Here is a 16,420-nt window from a genome sequence, read left to right on the forward strand (position 1 = left end):
ATCATGGCGACTCAGAAACTTTATGCAGGTGCAAAGCTGCGTGAAATGCGTACGCGCTTGTCACTTACCCAAAAGGAATTTGCCGCTAAACTGGGTGTTTCCCTGCCCTATCTGAACCAGATGGAGAACAACAACCGTCCGATTTCGACTACGGTCGTTCTGGCGCTGGCGCAAGAATTCGGAATGGATGTCACCGAGTTGAGCACCGGCGACAGTGAGCGTCTGGTCTCGGACATGCGCGAAGCATTGGCCGATCCGGTCTTTGACGACGCTGTTCCACCGCTCGCCGATCTCCGCCTCACGGCTTCAAACGCACCCGCTCTGGCACGGGCCTTCATTGCCCTGCACCGCACCTATCGTCAGACGCATGAACGCCTGGCCTCCCTTGACGAAGCATTGGGGCGCGAAGACGCACAAATCCAGGCTAGCCCATGGGAGGAAGTGCGGGACTTCTTCCACTATTGCGACAACTACATCGACGCGGTGGACCGCGCGGCTGAACGATTTGCCGGGCGCGCCGGGGATGCAGGCGGCATACGTGCGGCAGCCCTGGACAGCCTCGCAGAGCGTGGCATCCGGGCACAATTCCCGGACATCGATGAAACCCGAAAGTACGACGCAGAGAACAAAACTCTGCAGCTTTCGTCCAGAACCGCACCACAAACTCAGGTGTTTCAGTTGTTGTTGCAGGTTGCACTGATCAGCCAGGACAAACTTCTTGAAGCAACGCTGGATTTTGCCAAATTTCACAGCGATGAAGCCCGCGCCATTGCCAAGATCGGGCTGGCAAACTATTTCGCCGGCGCATCATTGATGCCTTATGCCAAATTTCTGGCCACAGCGCAGGAATATCGTCACGATCTTGAACTGCTTAGCAACCGGTTTGGGGCATCAATCGAACAGGTGGCGCACAGGCTTTCAACCCTGCAACGGCCCGGCGCAAAAGGCATCCCGTTCTTTTTCGTGCGCGTCGATCAGGCTGGTACGATCACCAAAAGACACTCGGCCACGCGTCTGCAATTTGCGCGGTTCGGCGGCGCCTGCCCCCTATGGAACGTCCATCGCGCTTTCGAAACGCCCGGCCACTTCCTACGACAGCTTGCAGAAACACCCGATGGTGTTCAGTATATATCTTTAGCTCGGGACGTGTCGAAATCGGGCGGCTCATACGGCGCACCTGTGCGCCGTTATGCGATTGCACTAGGTTGCGAGGTGCGCCACGCCGAGGCGCTGGTTTATGCCGACAATCTGGATTTCAACAACGCCAGCGCTTACGAGCCAATTGGCATATCCTGCCGTATCTGCGAGCGGCCGAATTGTCATCAGCGATCGGTCCCGCCATTGGAAAGACGTCTGACAATCGACGCCCATACCCGCGGCACCTTGCCCTATGAAGTCACCTGATCTTCACCTGACCTAAAATATCCCGCGGAAGGCGTGCCGCGACGGGGGCAGAGCCCCCGCTGTTTTTCAGGGCTTGGACAAGATCGCCCAGATCTCGTCTTTCAGAACCGCACGTCTTTTACGCAGATCTGTCTCAGCGATATCATCCATCGGTTCTACATTGGTTTCGGCACGATGAACCTCGCGGTTGATCTCATGATACTCGTCCGCCAGCCGTGAAAAATGAGCGTCTGTTTGCTTAAGCTGGCTCATCAGCTCAACCTTGTCCGGAAACTCTTCGGCCAGTTCGTGCGGGGTATGGGACATTCCTGTTCGCTCCTCAAAATATGTTGTTGCGATTCAAGTCTATTCGTCCGGTCCCCGTCAATCTTTGACGCGGATCAAATCATGCTTTCGATCATCGCTGCGCAACCGCCCATTGGGGATTAATCCAAGGTTGGTCATTGGCTGCTGGCAGGGCATCCTTACCCAGCAGATGATCGGACATCTTCTCACCCACCATGATAGACGGCGCGTTTAGATTGCCATTGGTAATCTGTGGGAAGATTGAACTGTCGGCAACGCGCAGACCGTCCACGCCAATAACGCGTCCCTCGGGATCGACCACAGCGTTTTTGTCATCTGCCCGACCCATCCGGCAGGTTCCACAAGGGTGATACGCGCTTTCGGCATGTTCCGCGATAAAGGCATTGAGCGCTTCGTCAGACTGCACGTCCGCACCCGGCTGGATTTCTTTTCCCGAATAAGGTTTGAACGCATCCTGCCCGAAAATCTCACGCGTCAGGCGAATACAGGTGCGGAAATCCGCCCAATCCTCTTCATGGCTCATGTAGTTGAAGCGGATCACCGGCGCGTCTTCGACCTTGGCCGACCGCAGCGTCACCGCCCCGCGCGACGGCGAGCGCATCGGCCCGACATGCGCCTGGAAACCATGACCTTCGGCTGCGGCCTGGCCATCATAGCGAACGGCAATTGGCAGGAAGTGATATTGAATATCCGGATATTCTACGCCCGGCTTGGAGCGAATAAACGCCGCACTTTCGAATTGGTTGGATGCACCCAGACCGGTCTTTGTGAACAGCCACTGCGCCCCGATCAGACCTTTGCTGATCAGGTTCCAATGTTTGTACAGCGTGATCGGCTGCAAGGACGCTTGCTGAATGTAAAGCTCCAGATGGTCCTGAAGGTTCGCACCCACACCCGGGCGATCTGCGACAACGTCTATCCCGTGTTCAGCCAAGTGCGCCGCCGGACCGATGCCAGACAGCATCAGCAGCTTGGGAGAGTTGATGGAGGACGCGGCAAGAACCACTTCGCGCCGCGCACGGATGACCTCAGTCTTGCCACCTCGGATCAATTCCACTCCAATTGCGCAGCCATTTTCCATAACCACCCTTGAGGCCAGTCCGCGCACGATATCGCAGTTATCGCGCTTGAGCGCGGGTTTCAGATACGCATTCGCCGCCGACCAACGCCGTCCTTTCCAGACGGTTTGCTCCATCGGGCCGAAGCCTTCCTGCTTTTCACCGTTATAGTCGCCGGTAACTTCGTATCCCGCCTGCTGTCCCGCATCGACGAAAGCCTGAAACAGAGGGTTCTCACGCGGTCCGCGCGAAACATGCAGCGGGCCATCGGTGCCACGCCATGTCGGATCACCACCATGCCCACCGTCATGCCAGGTCTCCATGCGTTTGTAATAGGGCAGCACATCCGCATAGGACCAGCCATCGGCGCCCATCTCGGCCCAAGTGTCAAAATCACGCGCGTGGCCACGTACGTAAACCATGCCGTTGATCGATGACGATCCACCAATAACCTTGCCGCGCGGACAAGCCAGTTCGCGGTTATTCAGGTGCGGCTCGGGCTCGGATTTGTAACCCCAATCGTACATCGGCATGTTCATCGGATAGCTCAATGCCGCTGGCATCTGGATGAACGGACCAGCATCAGTCCCGCCGTGTTCGATCACCAATACCGAGGCCCCGGCCTCGCTCAGGCGATACGCCATTGCGCAGCCTGCCGATCCTGCGCCAACGATGACGAAATCTGCTTCCATTTTCAGGTCTCCATATCCCGCCGAACCAAATTTCTGATCGTCCGGCAGGCGTATTTTCGAAAAGGTGAAGAGGTTACTCGCCGCGCGGGAAGCGGGCGTTTTCCTCTACGACATTCAGATCCATGTGATTGCGCATGTAGCGCTCAGATGCCTTCTGCAGTGGCTGGTAGTCCCACGGGTAATACCCACCCTGCCGCAACGCCTCATAGACAACCCAGCGGCGCGCCTGACTGGCACGGACGTCGGCATCGAACTGGTCCAGATCCCAGCGTGCCTCAGATTTCGCGCGCAAAGTTTCCAGCGTGCCTGCGTGTTCTGGGTGTTCCGCGAGGTTTTCCAATTCATGCGGATCATTTTCCAGATCGTACAGTTGATCGGGGTCCAGCGCGCAGCGATTGTATTTCCACTTACCATAGCGCAGCGAAACCAGCGGCGCATACGAGGCTTCGGCCGCATATTCCATCTTCACCGGGGCAGTTCGTTCGGTGCCATTGGCCAGAGGCACAAGGTCTTCGCCATCGGTCCACGGCGCGATCTCGGCCATATCTACGCCCGCCAGTGCGCCTAGGGTTGGCGTGACGTCGATTGTCGAAACCGGCGTGTCGATACGGCCTGCCGGTATATCCGGCGCGGCAATCATCAACGGCACGCGTGCCGATCCCTCGTAAAAGTTCATTTTGAACCACAGGCCCCGCTCACCCAGCATGTCGCCGTGATCCGAGACAAACATGATGATCGCCTCTTGCCGGGTTGTTTCCAGCACCTCGAGGATTTCACCGATCTTGTCGTCCAGATATGAGATATTGGAAAAGTACGCGCGGCGCGACTTGCGGATGTCTTCTTCTGTGATGTCGAAACTGCGCCAATCATTGGCGTCAAATATGCGCTTAGAGTGCGGGTCCTGATTGTCATAGCCAATGTCCGCAATCTCGGGCTGCAGGTGTTCGCAATCTTCGTAGAGGTCCCAGTATTTGCGACGCGCCACATAGGGATCATGGGGGTGCGTAAAGCTGACGGTGACGCACCATGGGCGGTCATCCTTGCCACGCGCAAGATCATAGAGCTTGGCCTTGGCATTATAGGCGACCTCGTCGTCATACTCCATCTGGTTGGAAATCTCGGCCACGCCTGCGCCGGTCACCGAACCCATATTGTGGTACCACCAGTCGATCCGCTCGCCGGGTTTGCGGTAGTCGGGGGTCCAGCCAAAATCGGCGGGATAGATATCGGTTGTCAGGCGGTCCTCAAACCCGTGCATCTGATCTGGGCCGACAAAGTGCATCTTGCCGGACAGGCAGGTGTAGTAGCCCGCGCGGCGCAGATGGTGTGCATAGGTCGGGATGTCGCTGCGGAATTCTGCGGCGTTGTCATAAACACCCGTGCGCGAAGGCAGCTGACCGGACATGAAGCTGGCCCGCCCCGGCGCGCAAAGCGGCGAAGCCGTATAAGCATTGGCAAACCGGGTCGAGCGTTCCGCCAGTTTCTTCAGGTTCGGAGCGTGAAGCCAGTCAGCGGGACCGTCTGGAAAGAGGGTCCCGTTCAGCTGATCCACCATCAGGATCAGAATGTTCGGTTTTGTCATTTTTCAGCCTCGAGCAGAGTATTGAGGACACGCATCGCGTGATTGACCGCCAGCTGCGGTTCTTCCGGCGCGCTGAGTGCGGCGCGGATATATAGCCCGTCGATAAGGGCGATCATGTTTTCGGCCGCTTCGGCCGGATCGTTCAACAACGGGCGCAGGGCGTGGGTCAGGTTCGACCGGATACGCGCCTGATAGATTTGCCACAGGCGCAAGGCGTCATCATTGGTTTGGGCCAACACGTAAAATGTCATCCACGCAGCGATGACATCCGGTGTGAAACATGATGGTGCAAAACAGGCCCGGATAATGGCCTGCGCTCGTTTCTGCGGAACAGCATTCTTCAGCTCCTGTCTAGCCTCGTCGGCAAAGTCCGACAGGATGCGGCGCATGGCAGCCAGAAATATCTGATCTTTGCCACCGAAATAATGATGCGCCAGCGCGCTGGACATACCTGCCCGTTTGGCAATCTGGCTGACAGTCACATCAAGGGATTTCTTCGACCCGAGTTCGGCAATTGTTGCCTTGACGATCGCGTCACGGCGGATTGGCTCCATTCCGAGTTTCGGCATCACTATCCCTCACTAAGTATAGTGAGAAAACGCTAAGGGCTTTTTATTGACTCGTCAATCAATAACGTTTCACGCGACCGCCAATGATCAGAGTTTGGGTGCGATGCTGGGGGTCGTCAAGCTGCCGCGGTTCAAAACCGCTTCGCGCCAGGCAATGAAACTGACCGCTAGCAGAATCACCGTTCCACCCGCGACAACCCAAATGTCGATGCTTTCGTTGAAGACCAGCGCGCCCAACAAGGTGGCCCAGATCAACTGCAGGAACGTAACCGGCTGTGTGACCGCTACCGGGGCCGCCTTAAGTGCGATCGTCATGAAATAGTGGCCCGCCGTGGCAAAACTGGCCACCAGAAACAGCACGCCGAGGTCGCGCAAGCTGGGCGTGGTCCAAACCGCAATTGCAAAAGGGATCAAAGCTATGGTCACCCAGATCGACATATGCGCCACAACAACTGACGGCGGCAGATCACGCACAAGCACTTTGGCGATCAGATAGGATCCGCCCAAGGTCAGGGCCGTGCCCAGCATGGTGATATGACCCAGTGAAATCTCACGAAAACCCGGCCTTAAGATGATCAGAACGCCAACCAGTGCCACGACAATCGCGGCGATCCGACGGATGGCCAGCTTCTCGCCCAGAAACAGCGCGGCCCCCAGCGTTACATAGACCGGCGTCATGTAGTTCATCGCCGTGACCTCAGCCAGCGGGATCTGTGTCATCGAGAAGAACCACAGCATCACTGCAAATGCGTGGACGACACCGCGTGTCCCCAGCAACACGATGTGGCTGCGTGTAAGGTGGGTTTTCAACACCAGGCGCAACGCCGGCAACAGAAAGATCAAGCCGAAGGCAAACCGCAGGAACGCAGCCTGCGTAGGGTCCATCGTTGGGCCCAGCGACTTTACCAATGCGGTCATGACCACAAACGACAAGCCTGCCGAAAACATCCAGAGCATGCCAGCCACGGGGCGGTGTTGGGCGGTTAAAGTTGACATGTTAACGGTTGAACACCGAATACTTGGCAGAGGCAACCCGTCACATCAATACAAGCTTTGCAGCAATTGCCAGCATGACCACGCCGATTATTAAATCCAGCACCTGCCACGCCCGTGGTCTTGCAAAAATCGGGGACAGCATCCCTGCCCCGTAGCCCAGCGAAAAGAAGAACACAAAGCTGGCCGTCATTGCCCCAAGCGCAAAGGCCAGCCGATCATCATACTGCGCCGAGATTGAACCAATCAGCACAACTGTATCCAGATAGACATGCGGGTTCAGCCATGTGAACGCAAGAACGGTCAGCAAAACAGATTTCAGGCTGACGCGCTTCCCCTCGCCGATCTCCATCACCGCTCCGCCGCGCCATGCCGAACCCAGGCTGCGCAAACCGTACCATATCAGAAAGATCGCCCCGCCATACCGCATGACGGTCTCGAACCAGGGCAACGCGTGCGCCAATGTTCCGAAACCCGCAACGCCCGCGGCTATGAGAATGGCATCAGACACCGCGCAAGTCAGGCACAGTGGGAACACATGCTCGCGCCGCAACCCCTGGCGCAGGACAAAGGCGTTTTGCGCGCCAATGGCGAGGATCAGGCTGAAGCCAAGCACAAAGCCTGAAATCAAGGATGTGGACATGAAACCTCCGATAGTCTGAGGCGTTGACTACCTGCTTACCAAGCACCTATCAAATTAAAGAAACTGACCTGAATTAAGTCTGGCTAATGCTACTGGATCCAAACCATCTGTCCGCGCTGTCTGCCATCCTGCGTCATGGCAGCTTTGACGCGGCCGCCTCAGAACTTGCGGTTACGCCTTCCGCGGTTTCACAGCGGATCAAGGCGCTGGAAGACCTTGTCGGCGCAACACTGATCAATCGGGGAACGCCCTGCACGGGCACTCCGATGGGTTTGCGTATCGCTCAACACGCCGAGGATATCGGGTTACTTGAGACGCATCTGGCCCGCGAACTGACACTTGATCAAACCAACGGCCCCGCGCGCGTGCGCGTCGCCGTGCCAGCCGACGTTCTCGCGACGTGGTTCATCAATGTCATGTCTCAGGTCGACGGCCTGCTGTTCGATCTGGTCGTTGACGATCAGGATCATTCAGCGGAATGGTTGAGGCGCGGAGAGGTCAGCGCCGCCATAACGGTCGGAGGTGATACAGTCCCAGGCAGCGACGCCGTGGCCCTTGGCGCCTTGCGGTACATCCCCACGGCCAGCCCGGATTTCATGCGCAAATGGTTCACGAACGGTGTAAATATCGACACATTGTCCCGCGCCACCTGTTTGACATTCAACCGCAAGGATGGGCTGCAAAAAGCTTGGATTACCCGGCAGACAGGTCAACGGCTATCACCCCCCTCGCATTTCCTGCCCTCCTCTCAGGGGTTTGTAGAAGCGGCCATTGCGGGGATTGGTTGGGGAATGAATCCGGAAAGTCTTGCGCGCCCAGCGCTGGAAGATGGCCGGTTATGCCCTTTGGTACCGGGCGCGCGGCTTGACGTAGGGCTGACCTGGCAGGTGGGTCGTGTGCTCTCCACGGCGTTGGCCCCGCTAACTGACGCAGTCAAGCGCACCGCCAATGGTGCCCTGCTTCCAGTTGACAGGGCAGACTAGGACTGAACCGCTTTTTTCTCGCTGGGTACAACCACACGGTAACAGGCGACCGCCGCGAAAACGCTTGTGGCGACGATGAAGGCGATTGCCCAGGCGACCTCGTGCAAATGCGCAACGCCTGCCAACGCGGCCGAGAGCAATACGCCAGAGATCCGGCAAATGCTCTTGATCGCTGCGGCACCTTTGACCCTCTGATCTTTTGGGGCAACGTCCAGGAAGTACAACTTGCGGGCACTGCAGATCCCTGTCACCGCAACAGTGACAACGAACAAGGCAATGGCGTGTAAGTGAACGTCATGGTCCATGCCCAGAAAGTGCACGGACAAAAGCGCACCGCCCGTCAGTGCCACCATTAGGTTCCCGGTGACCATCACGGCGCGATGCGATTTCATGTTCACCAATTGCCACAGTGGGGCAGATACAAGATACCCCGACGCCGACGACACGATCATCGCCGTCAGCCCCTTGGCCGAGGCGTGGTGCGCTTCGGCAGCGATCAACGCAAAGAACGGTACCGACAGGGATACCACGACAAGCGGCATGCGCATGACCATATAACGGCGGAACCAGCGCTGATCAAACATTGCGGCGATATCGGTGAAGTTATCGAGGAACTTTCGCTTCTTGTCCCCTTGCGTGTCCTTTTTGTCGGTGGGACCAGCGGTTTCGGACATCATAAGAATTGACAAGCCAGACAACACAAAGAATGCCACAGACACGGCAATCACCGCGGAATGGCGCGAAAAAGGTGAGTTTTCTTTGGTGATCTCGTGAACCAGCAACGCTAAGCCGATTGCGCCCAATCCACCCACCCCAAGTTGCAGGTAGTGCATGATCATCCGCGATTTGGAGCGCACCTGATCGCCCAGCAGATCAGTATACATCAGCGACTGAATTTCTTCGATCAAACCGATCATAAAAAACGCAGCGACAAACGCCACTCCGATGACCGGTACCACACCTGTTGAGGCCACCAACAAAGCCAAAATCAGGCAGGCACCGATTGCGACCTCAGTCATCGCGATTGCACGTTTCTTGCGGTCACGCGCTGCGATGGGATACGCGAGGAAAACATCCGAGATCATGCTGCCAACCATCCGCACCGACACCAGCGCGCCGGCTATGAACATCGGAAGCTCAAGCGACACGGCCAGAAATGGCAAGACCACGGATGGGCTGCCTAGGGTCCACGCCACCTGAGACAGAATGCTTTGCCCAGCCAGGACCGGAACGTTTCTTTTCGATGTGTCCAGTGACTTGTCAGTCATTTGCGCGCTTGGGTTCCTCGGCTCGCAAAAGGGCGTGCCACTTGGGTTTGACCAATCCATGGTACTCAGTTCCACGCAACCGGCCAAGAACCCCCTGTGTCAAAAATGAAAAACCCGGCCAAAGACCGGGTTTTCTTTCTTCTTTTTTGACTTGGATCAGAGCTGAGCCATGACCTCGTCCGTGGCTTCGAAATTCGTCGTCACACGCTGAACGTCATCGTCGTCTTCCAGCGCATCGACCAGTTTCATCAGTTTTTGCATGTCTTCCAGACCCAGCTCGGTTGTGGTCGTGGGCTTCCAGACCAACTTGGTGGAATCGGTTTCCCCCAGCGCAGCTTCAAGGGCGCTCGACACTTCGTTCAGGTCGGTATCGGCACACCAGATGATATGCCCTTCTTCCGAGCTTTCGACATCTTCGGCACCGGCTTCGATTGCGGCTTCGAACACGGTGTCCGCGTCGCCAACGGAACCCGGGTAAACCACTTCGCCCTTGCGTTCGAACATGAAGCCAACTGAACCGGTTTCGCCCAGGTTGCCGCCGTTCTTGGAAAAGGTCGAGCGCACAGTCGATGCTGTGCGATTGCGGTTGTCGGTCATCGTCTCGACGATCACCGCCACACCGTTCGGGCCATAGCCCTCATACCGGATCTCTTCGTATTCATCGCCTTCGCCCGCCGTCGATTTCTTGATCGCGCGGTCGATGACATCTTTTGGAACCGACTGTGACTTGGCTTCTTTCACGGCCAAACGCAGCCGTGGGTTTTTTTCAGGATCCGGGTCGCCCATCTTGGCAGCGACGGTGATCTCTTTCGACAGTTTGGAAAACAGTTTGGACCGCGCGGCGTCCTGACGCCCCTTGCGGTGCTGGATGTTGGCCCATTTGGAATGGCCTGCCATATTGCGTCCTCGTCATCGTGATTGCGTATTCGGCGCTCATATAGACGTTTGCGGGGCCAAGGATCAAGAGAGCGGCTTGCGACAGTCGCCGCGAAGGGTATGGTGGCCGCATGACGACAGACCAGATTATTCTTTTTTCCCTTTTCGCCACTGTGTTTGGAATGCTGCTTTGGGGGAAGTTTCGATACGACCTTGTGGCCTTCACCGCGCTATTGATCGGAGTTACGCTGGGTGTTGTGCCGGTCGATGACGCCTTTGCCGGGTTCGGACACCCCGCTACGATCATCGTCGCTTTGGTATTGGTTGTCTCGGCCGGGTTGGTGCGTTCGGGCGCTGTTTTCCTGATCACCCGCACACTGGTCGATGCGTCGCGCGGGCTTGGCGCGCACATCGCGCTGATGGGCGGGATTGGCGCTGTTCTGTCGGCCTTTATGAACAACGTGGCCGCGCTGGCGCTGCTGATGCCGGTCGATATCCAGACCGCGCGCAAGGCAGGGCGGCCGGTCGGACTGACGCTGATGCCGCTGAGCTTTGCCACCATTCTGGGCGGCATGGCCACGTTGATTGGAACGCCCCCTAACATCATCATCGCATCGATCCGGGCTGAGACATTGGGTGAACCGTTCCGAATGTTCGATTTCGCCCCCGTCGGTGGATTGGCAGCGATTGCCGGGCTGGCATTTGTCGCGCTGGTCGGATGGCGGTTGATTCCCAATCGCGGAACACAGGAAGAGGCCTCGGAAACCCTTGCCGAATACATCGCGGAACTGACGGTCCCGTCAGAATCGCCGCAAATTGGGAAGCGTGTCAGCGAGCTTTATGAGGCCGCCGAGAAATCCGACGTGGCCATCATCGGCCTTATTCGAGACGGCAAACGGCGCTATGGCCGGTCGGCCCATGCTACAATCAAACCGGGCGACGCATTGGTGTTAGAGGCCCGCCCCGAGGCGCTAGACGAATTTCGCACCGCGCTGAACCTCGATTTCTCGGATACCCGCCGTCAGGAATTGCTGACCGCCGAAGGGGACGGTCTTGAAGTGATTGAGGTAGTTGTGCCACTAAACGCACGCGTCACCGGTCGCACCGCGCAGGGCCTGGGATTGGCCTGGCGTCAAAGCACAGTTCTGATGGGAATTTCACGTCAAGGCCGCCGCATAACCGAACAGGTCCGCAAAACTCAGATTGAGGCGGGCGACATTCTGTTGCTGCTTTGCCCACGTGACCGCAGTGCCGATGTGACCGAATGGCTGGGTTGTTTGCCACTTGCTGAACGCGGTCTGAACGTCACCGCCAACGAAAAGGCGTGGCTTGCCATTGGCTTGTTTGGCGCAGCTGTTCTGGCGGCCAGTGTCGGGTTGATCTACCTGCCTATCGCCCTGGGGCTGGTCGTCGTCGCTTATGTGCTGACCAAGATCATGCCGATTGCAGATATCTACAATCATATCGAATGGCCTGTTGTCGTGCTGCTGGGCTCGATGATCCCGCTCGGCAGCGCATTGGAGACTTCCGGCGGTACAGAACTGATTGCGAATGCTTTGATTCAATTGACCGACGGGCTGCCGGCCTGGGCCATTCTGACCGTTTTGATGGTGGTTACCATGACCCTGTCAGACGTGCTGAACAACACGGCCACGGCCATTGTTGCGGCTCCGGTCGGTATCCAGATGGCCCGCACGCTTGAGGTTTCACCCGACCCATTTCTGATGACTGTCGCCGTCGCAGCCTCGGCCGCGTTCTTGACGCCGATTGGGCATAAGAACAATACGCTTGTCCTAGGACCCGGAGGGTATCAGTTTGGCGACTATTGGCGCATGGGCCTGCCACTGGAAATTCTGATCATTGCGGTTTCCATCCCCGCTATCCTTGTGTTTTGGCCATTGTGACGGGTAAAGGCCTTTCATGAAACGATTTCTGATCCTGCAATTGCGCCCGGAAACCGATGCTTCGGATGCGGAGTACGCGTCGATTCTGGACAAAACCGGTCTGTCACCGGACCAGACCCATCGTATCCGATTGGATTGCGAGGCTTTGCCCGACGATTTGAATGTCACTGACTATGCTGGGGTGATTGTTGGTGGTGGACCGGGATGCGTCAGTGACGACCCCGCAACCAAATCCGAAGCCGACGCGCGCATTGAAGGCGCCATTATGGGATTGATGCCGCAGATCATCGCACAGGATCATCCCTTCATGGGCTGTTGTTATGGGCTGGGCATTCTGGCCGCTCATCTTGGCGGTGACGTCAGCAAAGACAAGTACGGCGAACCTGTCGGGCCTTCGACCTGCCACCTGACTGCAGACGGAGCACAAGACCCGCTGACGGCAGGGCTGACCGGAACATTTGACGCCTTCGTGGGTCATAAAGAGGCCGTGCAGGCGCTGCCGGAAGGGTGCGTCCACCTGCTGGCCTCGGACCCCTGCCCATTCCAGATGATCCGCTGGGGGCAGAATGTTTATGCCACGCAGTTCCACCCCGAGGCGGACGCGCGCGATTTTGAGCAGCGCATCAATATCTACAAGAACCACGGCTATTTTCCGCCCGAAGACGCCCAGCGCCTGATCGACATTTGTCACGCAGCGGATGTTACACAACCGGCCGAAATCCTCCGCAGGTTCGCCGAACGCTATGGGTGACCCAACGGCGTTATTGCCTGATCCACGACCGCTCGCTTAGGGTGGCCCGAACGGCTTTGGGAGGAGTTGTTCTTGGATCTTCTAATAAATGTCGGCCTGCCGCTGTCGCTGGCCATTATCATGCTGTCTCTGGGCGTTGGGCTCGAAGTCGCTGATTTCCGCCGCGTGCTCAGCCGGCGCTATCCTTTCGCCATCGGTGCGTTGTGCCAGGTTGTACTGCTGCCGGTCGCGGCTTTTGTCACGGTCACACTTTTTGCGTTGCCACCCGAGATCGCGGTCGGCTTCATGATCCTCAGTTTTTGCCCTGGCGGTGTGACCAGCAACATCCTGTCGAAACTGGCAAAGGGTGATGTCGCCCTTTCGGTCAGTTTGACGGCCGTCATCAGCCTGCTTTCGATGGTAACCGTGCCATTTCTTGCTGCGTGGTCAGTGAACTATTTCATGGGTGATGCCGCACCCGAGGTTTCCATCACGGGATTGGCCATTGCGATGTTCCTGATCACTACGTTGCCCGTGGCGCTTGGCGTCATACTGCGCGGCTTTGCAACTGACTTTGCAAAGCTGCTTGAGCCTGTGCTGTCCAAGATTGCAACTGTCCTCTTCATGCTGATCGTTCTGGCGGCGCTGGCTGGTAACTGGCAGCTTTTTGTCGATAACCTGGGAGTTATGGGCGCGGGTTTGATCTCATTGAACATCGCATTGTTGCTGATCGGTTTGGGGCTGGCGCGCGCAGCAAACCTGACGTGGGACGAAAGCAAGACGGTCTCCATCGAAACCGGAATACAAAACTCGACACTTGGGATTACACTGGCTGCATTGATCACGGCGACGGAAAGCGGGTTCAGCCCGTTGGCTCTGCCGTCGGCTGTGTACGGAATAACGATGTATGTTGTGGCCTTGCCCTTCATCCTTTGGTTCCGCAGCCGCTGAAAGGATAACACATGACGAATAACTCTGCCGATGCAATCGTCGTGGGCGCTGGGCTGGCCGGGTTGGCCGCCGCGGCCGAACTGGGCGACCGGGGCAAAAAGGTGATCGTGGTCGATCAGGAACCCGCGCATTTCCTGGGCGGTCAGGCATTCTGGAGCCTTGGCGGGCTCTTTATGGTCGACACGCCGGAACAGCGGCGCATGGGCATCAAGGACAGCTACGACCTTGCCTTGCGAGACTGGATGGGCAGCGCGCAGTTCGACCGCGACGAAGACGCATGGCCCCGCAAATGGGCCGAGGCCTATGTCGAATTCGCCGCCGGCGAGATGCGCCCTTGGCTGCATGACATGGGCCTGCGCTGGTTTCCGATTGTCGGCTGGGCCGAACGCGGTGGATCATATGCGGATGGTCACGGCAATTCTGTGCCCCGCTTTCATATCACCTGGGGCACCGGCCCCGGTGTTCTGGAACATTTCAAACGCCGCGTGCGTGACCATGTCAGCAACGGGTTGATCGAGCTTAAATTCCGCCATCAAGTCAGCCACATCATCATGCAGAACGGCTCTGCCAAAGGCGTCTCGGGCGAGGTTCTGGCAGACGACACCGCACCCCACGGCGCCAAGACCAACCGCGATGAAGTGGGCGAGTTCGAATTTTACGCCCCAGCCGTCATCGTCACGTCCGGCGGCATCGGAGGCAACTTTGAAATGGTGCGCAAAAGCTGGCCGCGCGACCGTCTGGGCGAGCCGCCAAAAGACATGGTCGCTGGCGTGCCATTCCACGTCGATGGACGCATGATCGGTATCAGCGAAAAGGCTGGCGGTCATGTCATCAACGGCGACCGGATGTGGCATTATACCGAGGGCGTTCGTAACTGGAATCCGATCTGGCCATCGCACGGCATTCGCATTCTGCCCGGCCCAAGCTCGATGTGGTTCGACGCCGAAGGCAACCGGTTGAAGCCGCCATGCCTGCCGGGTTTTGATACGTTAGGAACGTTAAAGGAAATCCTGAAGACCGGCCATGAATACAGCTGGTTCGTTCTGACCCAGAAGGTGATCAAAAAGGAATTCGCCCTATCCGGGTCTGAACAGAACCCCGACATGACGGACGGTGGTTGGAAAGAAGTTCTGTTCCAACGCATTCTGACAGGCTCCAAGGCCACTGCTCCGGTCGAGGCGTTCAAGGAGCACGGCGAAGACTTCATCGTCGCCAATACCTTGACCGAGCTTGTTAACGGGATGAACCATCTGGGCGGAGGCCTGATCGACGAGGCGCACCTGCGCGCCCAGATCGAGGCGCGCGATTCCCAGATCGACAACCCGTTCACCAAGGATGCGCAGATGGCCGCTATTCTGGCCGCGCGCAACTACCGTGGTGACAAACTGATCCGAACCGCCAAGCCGCACAAGTTCCTTGATCCGGCCAATGGCCCGCTGATCGCGGTGAAACTGCACGTGCTGACGCGCAAGACGCTGGGTGGGCTTCAGACCAATCTGGACAGTCAGATGGTGGGCGCAGACGGTCAGGTCGTTCCTGGCCTGTTCGCAGCCGGAGAGGTCGCGGGTTTCGGCGGCGGTGGCTATCACGGCTACAACGCGCTCGAAGGTTCATTCCTGGGCGGCTGCATTTTCTCCGGCCGCAATGCAGGGCGCTCAAGGGCCGTCGCGTGACAGCCCCTCAAACCCTACTGTTCCCGGGCAAACTGCACGACGGATTGCCCGGCGTTGTCCAGCAACACCAGCGTATCACCTTTGAAGGCATATGCTGTCACCTCCTGAAGGGCTTTGAAGAACTGCCGCTCAACTTCATCCAGTGGCGGCGGGCAGGCCATCAGGGTGGCGGCCATGTTGTCGGGGAATTCAATATTGTTGCCTGCAATCTCGGCTTGGCCGGAAAACCGGTTGCATCCACCGCTGCCAGAAAACGCGCCATCATTGGCGAATGAAAGCGCGGGGCGCCTTTCGGTCTCAAATGCTGCGCCATTCAGGCCGGTTGCGGTCCAATTGGTGTTTTCCAGGACGGCTGCTCCGGGCGGTTGTACTTTGACCAGCATCAGATCGGTCGTGTTGCCGGCCCCATTCGTCAGAACGGGGTAGGCAGTATCGGTTGTGAACAACAGCTTGTCGCCCTGAAAGATCGAACCACGCACCACGTAGCGCATCCCCTCTTGAATAAGGGCGTCGTCATAGCTCAGCTCGAATTGTGCTGGCACTCCGGTCAGCGCATAGCGCTTTGCCGACAGGGTCACCGACGGTGCGTCCGCGCGCGAGACGTCCTGCAATTGCACGTAAAGCGTCGCATCCGGTGGTACGGCGATACGCTCGCGATATGCTGCAGTGCCTTCGATCGTTCCGCCGATGGCCGCGCTGCTCAGCATGGCTGATGTGGCCGCAACCGTAAGCGCAGTATATCCGGTGTTGAGCATTGGCGTGCTCCTTTTCGCAAAATCACTTATTCA

The 16,420-nt window shown here is 57.7% G+C and carries 15 protein-coding genes; 6 read left to right on the forward strand and 9 right to left on the reverse strand.

All coding sequences use genetic code 11. The features are described from left to right. Positions 1 to 3 precede the first annotated feature (3 nt). A complete protein-coding gene (locus tag AC2FFP_RS01395) occupies positions 4 to 1,404 on the forward strand; it encodes a helix-turn-helix domain-containing protein (RefSeq protein ID WP_496843568.1) in 1,401 nt (466 codons plus the stop codon). A gap of 66 nt (positions 1,405 to 1,470) precedes the next feature. On the opposite strand, the gene AC2FFP_RS01400 is transcribed toward AC2FFP_RS01395, so the two are convergent. The 6 genes from AC2FFP_RS01400 to AC2FFP_RS01425 form a co-directional block, all read right to left on the reverse strand. After that, positions 1,471 to 1,710 carry an HP1242/YdcH family protein gene (locus AC2FFP_RS01400; RefSeq protein WP_496724279.1) on the reverse strand — a complete coding sequence of 80 codons (240 nt, stop codon included), beginning with the start codon at positions 1,708 to 1,710 and terminating at the stop codon, positions 1,471 to 1,473. Positions 1,711 to 1,801: 91 nt separating this feature from the next. Next, entirely contained in the window at positions 1,802 to 3,460 is a 1,659-nt protein-coding gene (gene betA, locus AC2FFP_RS01405) for a choline dehydrogenase (protein WP_496777953.1), read from the reverse strand. Positions 3,461 to 3,533: 73 nt separating this feature from the next. Next, positions 3,534 to 5,042, reverse strand: a complete 1,509-nt coding sequence (gene betC, locus AC2FFP_RS01410; RefSeq protein WP_496777949.1) for a choline-sulfatase — start codon at positions 5,040 to 5,042, stop codon at positions 3,534 to 3,536. After that, a complete protein-coding gene (gene betI, locus AC2FFP_RS01415) occupies positions 5,039 to 5,611 on the reverse strand; it encodes a choline-binding transcriptional repressor BetI (RefSeq protein ID WP_496777947.1) in 573 nt (190 codons plus the stop codon). Before betI ends, betC begins: the two co-directional genes overlap by 4 nt. Positions 5,612 to 5,698: 87 nt before the next feature. Next, positions 5,699 to 6,607 carry a DMT family transporter gene (locus AC2FFP_RS01420; protein WP_496843569.1) on the reverse strand — a complete coding sequence of 303 codons (909 nt, stop codon included), beginning with the start codon at positions 6,605 to 6,607 and terminating at the stop codon, positions 5,699 to 5,701. 40 nt (positions 6,608 to 6,647) lie between these two features. Next, the gene (locus AC2FFP_RS01425) at positions 6,648 to 7,247 is read right to left on the reverse strand and encodes a LysE/ArgO family amino acid transporter (protein WP_496843570.1); all 600 of its coding nucleotides are present in this window, start codon (positions 7,245 to 7,247) and stop codon (positions 6,648 to 6,650) included. An 86-nt stretch (positions 7,248 to 7,333) separates the two neighbouring features. Here AC2FFP_RS01425 and AC2FFP_RS01430 point away from each other — a divergent pair, with 86 nt between their 5' ends. Next, the gene (locus tag AC2FFP_RS01430) at positions 7,334 to 8,230 is read left to right on the forward strand and encodes a LysR family transcriptional regulator ArgP (RefSeq protein ID WP_496843571.1); all 897 of its coding nucleotides are present in this window, start codon (positions 7,334 to 7,336) and stop codon (positions 8,228 to 8,230) included. On the opposite strand, the gene AC2FFP_RS01435 is transcribed toward AC2FFP_RS01430, so the two are convergent. Further along, complete coding sequence (locus AC2FFP_RS01435; RefSeq protein ID WP_496843572.1) at positions 8,227 to 9,498, reverse strand: MFS transporter; 1,272 nt, start codon at positions 9,496 to 9,498, stop codon at positions 8,227 to 8,229. The genes AC2FFP_RS01430 and AC2FFP_RS01435 overlap by 4 nt on opposite strands. Before the next feature lie 156 nt (positions 9,499 to 9,654). Beyond that, complete coding sequence (locus AC2FFP_RS01440; protein WP_496777937.1) at positions 9,655 to 10,395, reverse strand: YebC/PmpR family DNA-binding transcriptional regulator; 741 nt, start codon at positions 10,393 to 10,395, stop codon at positions 9,655 to 9,657. 110 nt (positions 10,396 to 10,505) lie between these two features. On the opposite strand from AC2FFP_RS01440, the gene AC2FFP_RS01445 reads away from it, so the two are divergent. The 4 genes from AC2FFP_RS01445 (at position 10,506) to AC2FFP_RS01460 (ending at position 15,632) form a co-directional block, all read left to right on the forward strand. Continuing rightward, complete coding sequence (locus tag AC2FFP_RS01445; protein WP_496843573.1) at positions 10,506 to 12,278, forward strand: SLC13 family permease; 1,773 nt, start codon at positions 10,506 to 10,508, stop codon at positions 12,276 to 12,278. Positions 12,279 to 12,294: 16 nt separating this feature from the next. After that, entirely contained in the window at positions 12,295 to 13,029 is a 735-nt protein-coding gene (locus AC2FFP_RS01450) for a glutamine amidotransferase (protein WP_496843575.1), read from the forward strand. Positions 13,030 to 13,101: 72 nt separating this feature from the next. Continuing rightward, positions 13,102 to 13,959: a bile acid:sodium symporter family protein gene (locus tag AC2FFP_RS01455; RefSeq protein ID WP_496767837.1), complete on the forward strand. Its 858-nt coding sequence runs from the start codon at positions 13,102 to 13,104 to the stop codon at positions 13,957 to 13,959. An 11-nt stretch (positions 13,960 to 13,970) separates the two neighbouring features. Further along, positions 13,971 to 15,632, forward strand: a complete 1,662-nt coding sequence (locus AC2FFP_RS01460; RefSeq protein WP_496880639.1) for an FAD-binding dehydrogenase — start codon at positions 13,971 to 13,973, stop codon at positions 15,630 to 15,632. A 14-nt stretch (positions 15,633 to 15,646) separates the two neighbouring features. Here the strand turns inward: AC2FFP_RS01460 and AC2FFP_RS01465 are convergent, their stop codons facing one another. Beyond that, positions 15,647 to 16,387, reverse strand: a complete 741-nt coding sequence (locus tag AC2FFP_RS01465) for a YbaY family lipoprotein (protein WP_496767833.1) — start codon at positions 16,385 to 16,387, stop codon at positions 15,647 to 15,649. Positions 16,388 to 16,420: the final 33 nt, after the last annotated feature.

This window comes from Ruegeria sp. YTSC004 (genome assembly GCF_059609805.1).

Bases quoted from the DNA above. Each gene is read 5' to 3' on its own strand.
- AC2FFP_RS01395 (WP_496843568.1), top strand. From the start codon at position 4: ATGGCGACTCAGAAACTTTATGCAGGTGCAAAGCTGCGTGAAATGCGT.
- AC2FFP_RS01400 (WP_496724279.1), bottom strand. From the start codon at position 1,710: ATGTCCCATACCCCGCACGAACTGGCCGAAGAGTTTCCGGACAAGGTT.
- betA (WP_496777953.1), bottom strand. From the start codon at position 3,460: ATGGAAGCAGATTTCGTCATCGTTGGCGCAGGATCGGCAGGCTGCGCA.
- betC (WP_496777949.1), bottom strand. From the start codon at position 5,042: ATGACAAAACCGAACATTCTGATCCTGATGGTGGATCAGCTGAACGGG.
- betI (WP_496777947.1), bottom strand. From the start codon at position 5,611: ATGCCGAAACTCGGAATGGAGCCAATCCGCCGTGACGCGATCGTCAAG.
- AC2FFP_RS01420 (WP_496843569.1), bottom strand. From the start codon at position 6,607: ATGTCAACTTTAACCGCCCAACACCGCCCCGTGGCTGGCATGCTCTGG.
- AC2FFP_RS01425 (WP_496843570.1), bottom strand. From the start codon at position 7,247: ATGTCCACATCCTTGATTTCAGGCTTTGTGCTTGGCTTCAGCCTGATC.
- AC2FFP_RS01430 (WP_496843571.1), top strand. From the start codon at position 7,334: ATGCTACTGGATCCAAACCATCTGTCCGCGCTGTCTGCCATCCTGCGT.
- AC2FFP_RS01435 (WP_496843572.1), bottom strand. From the start codon at position 9,498: ATGACTGACAAGTCACTGGACACATCGAAAAGAAACGTTCCGGTCCTG.
- AC2FFP_RS01440 (WP_496777937.1), bottom strand. From the start codon at position 10,395: ATGGCAGGCCATTCCAAATGGGCCAACATCCAGCACCGCAAGGGGCGT.
- AC2FFP_RS01445 (WP_496843573.1), top strand. From the start codon at position 10,506: ATGACGACAGACCAGATTATTCTTTTTTCCCTTTTCGCCACTGTGTTT.
- AC2FFP_RS01450 (WP_496843575.1), top strand. From the start codon at position 12,295: ATGAAACGATTTCTGATCCTGCAATTGCGCCCGGAAACCGATGCTTCG.
- AC2FFP_RS01460 (WP_496880639.1), top strand. From the start codon at position 13,971: ATGACGAATAACTCTGCCGATGCAATCGTCGTGGGCGCTGGGCTGGCC.
- AC2FFP_RS01465 (WP_496767833.1), bottom strand. From the start codon at position 16,387: ATGCTCAACACCGGATATACTGCGCTTACGGTTGCGGCCACATCAGCC.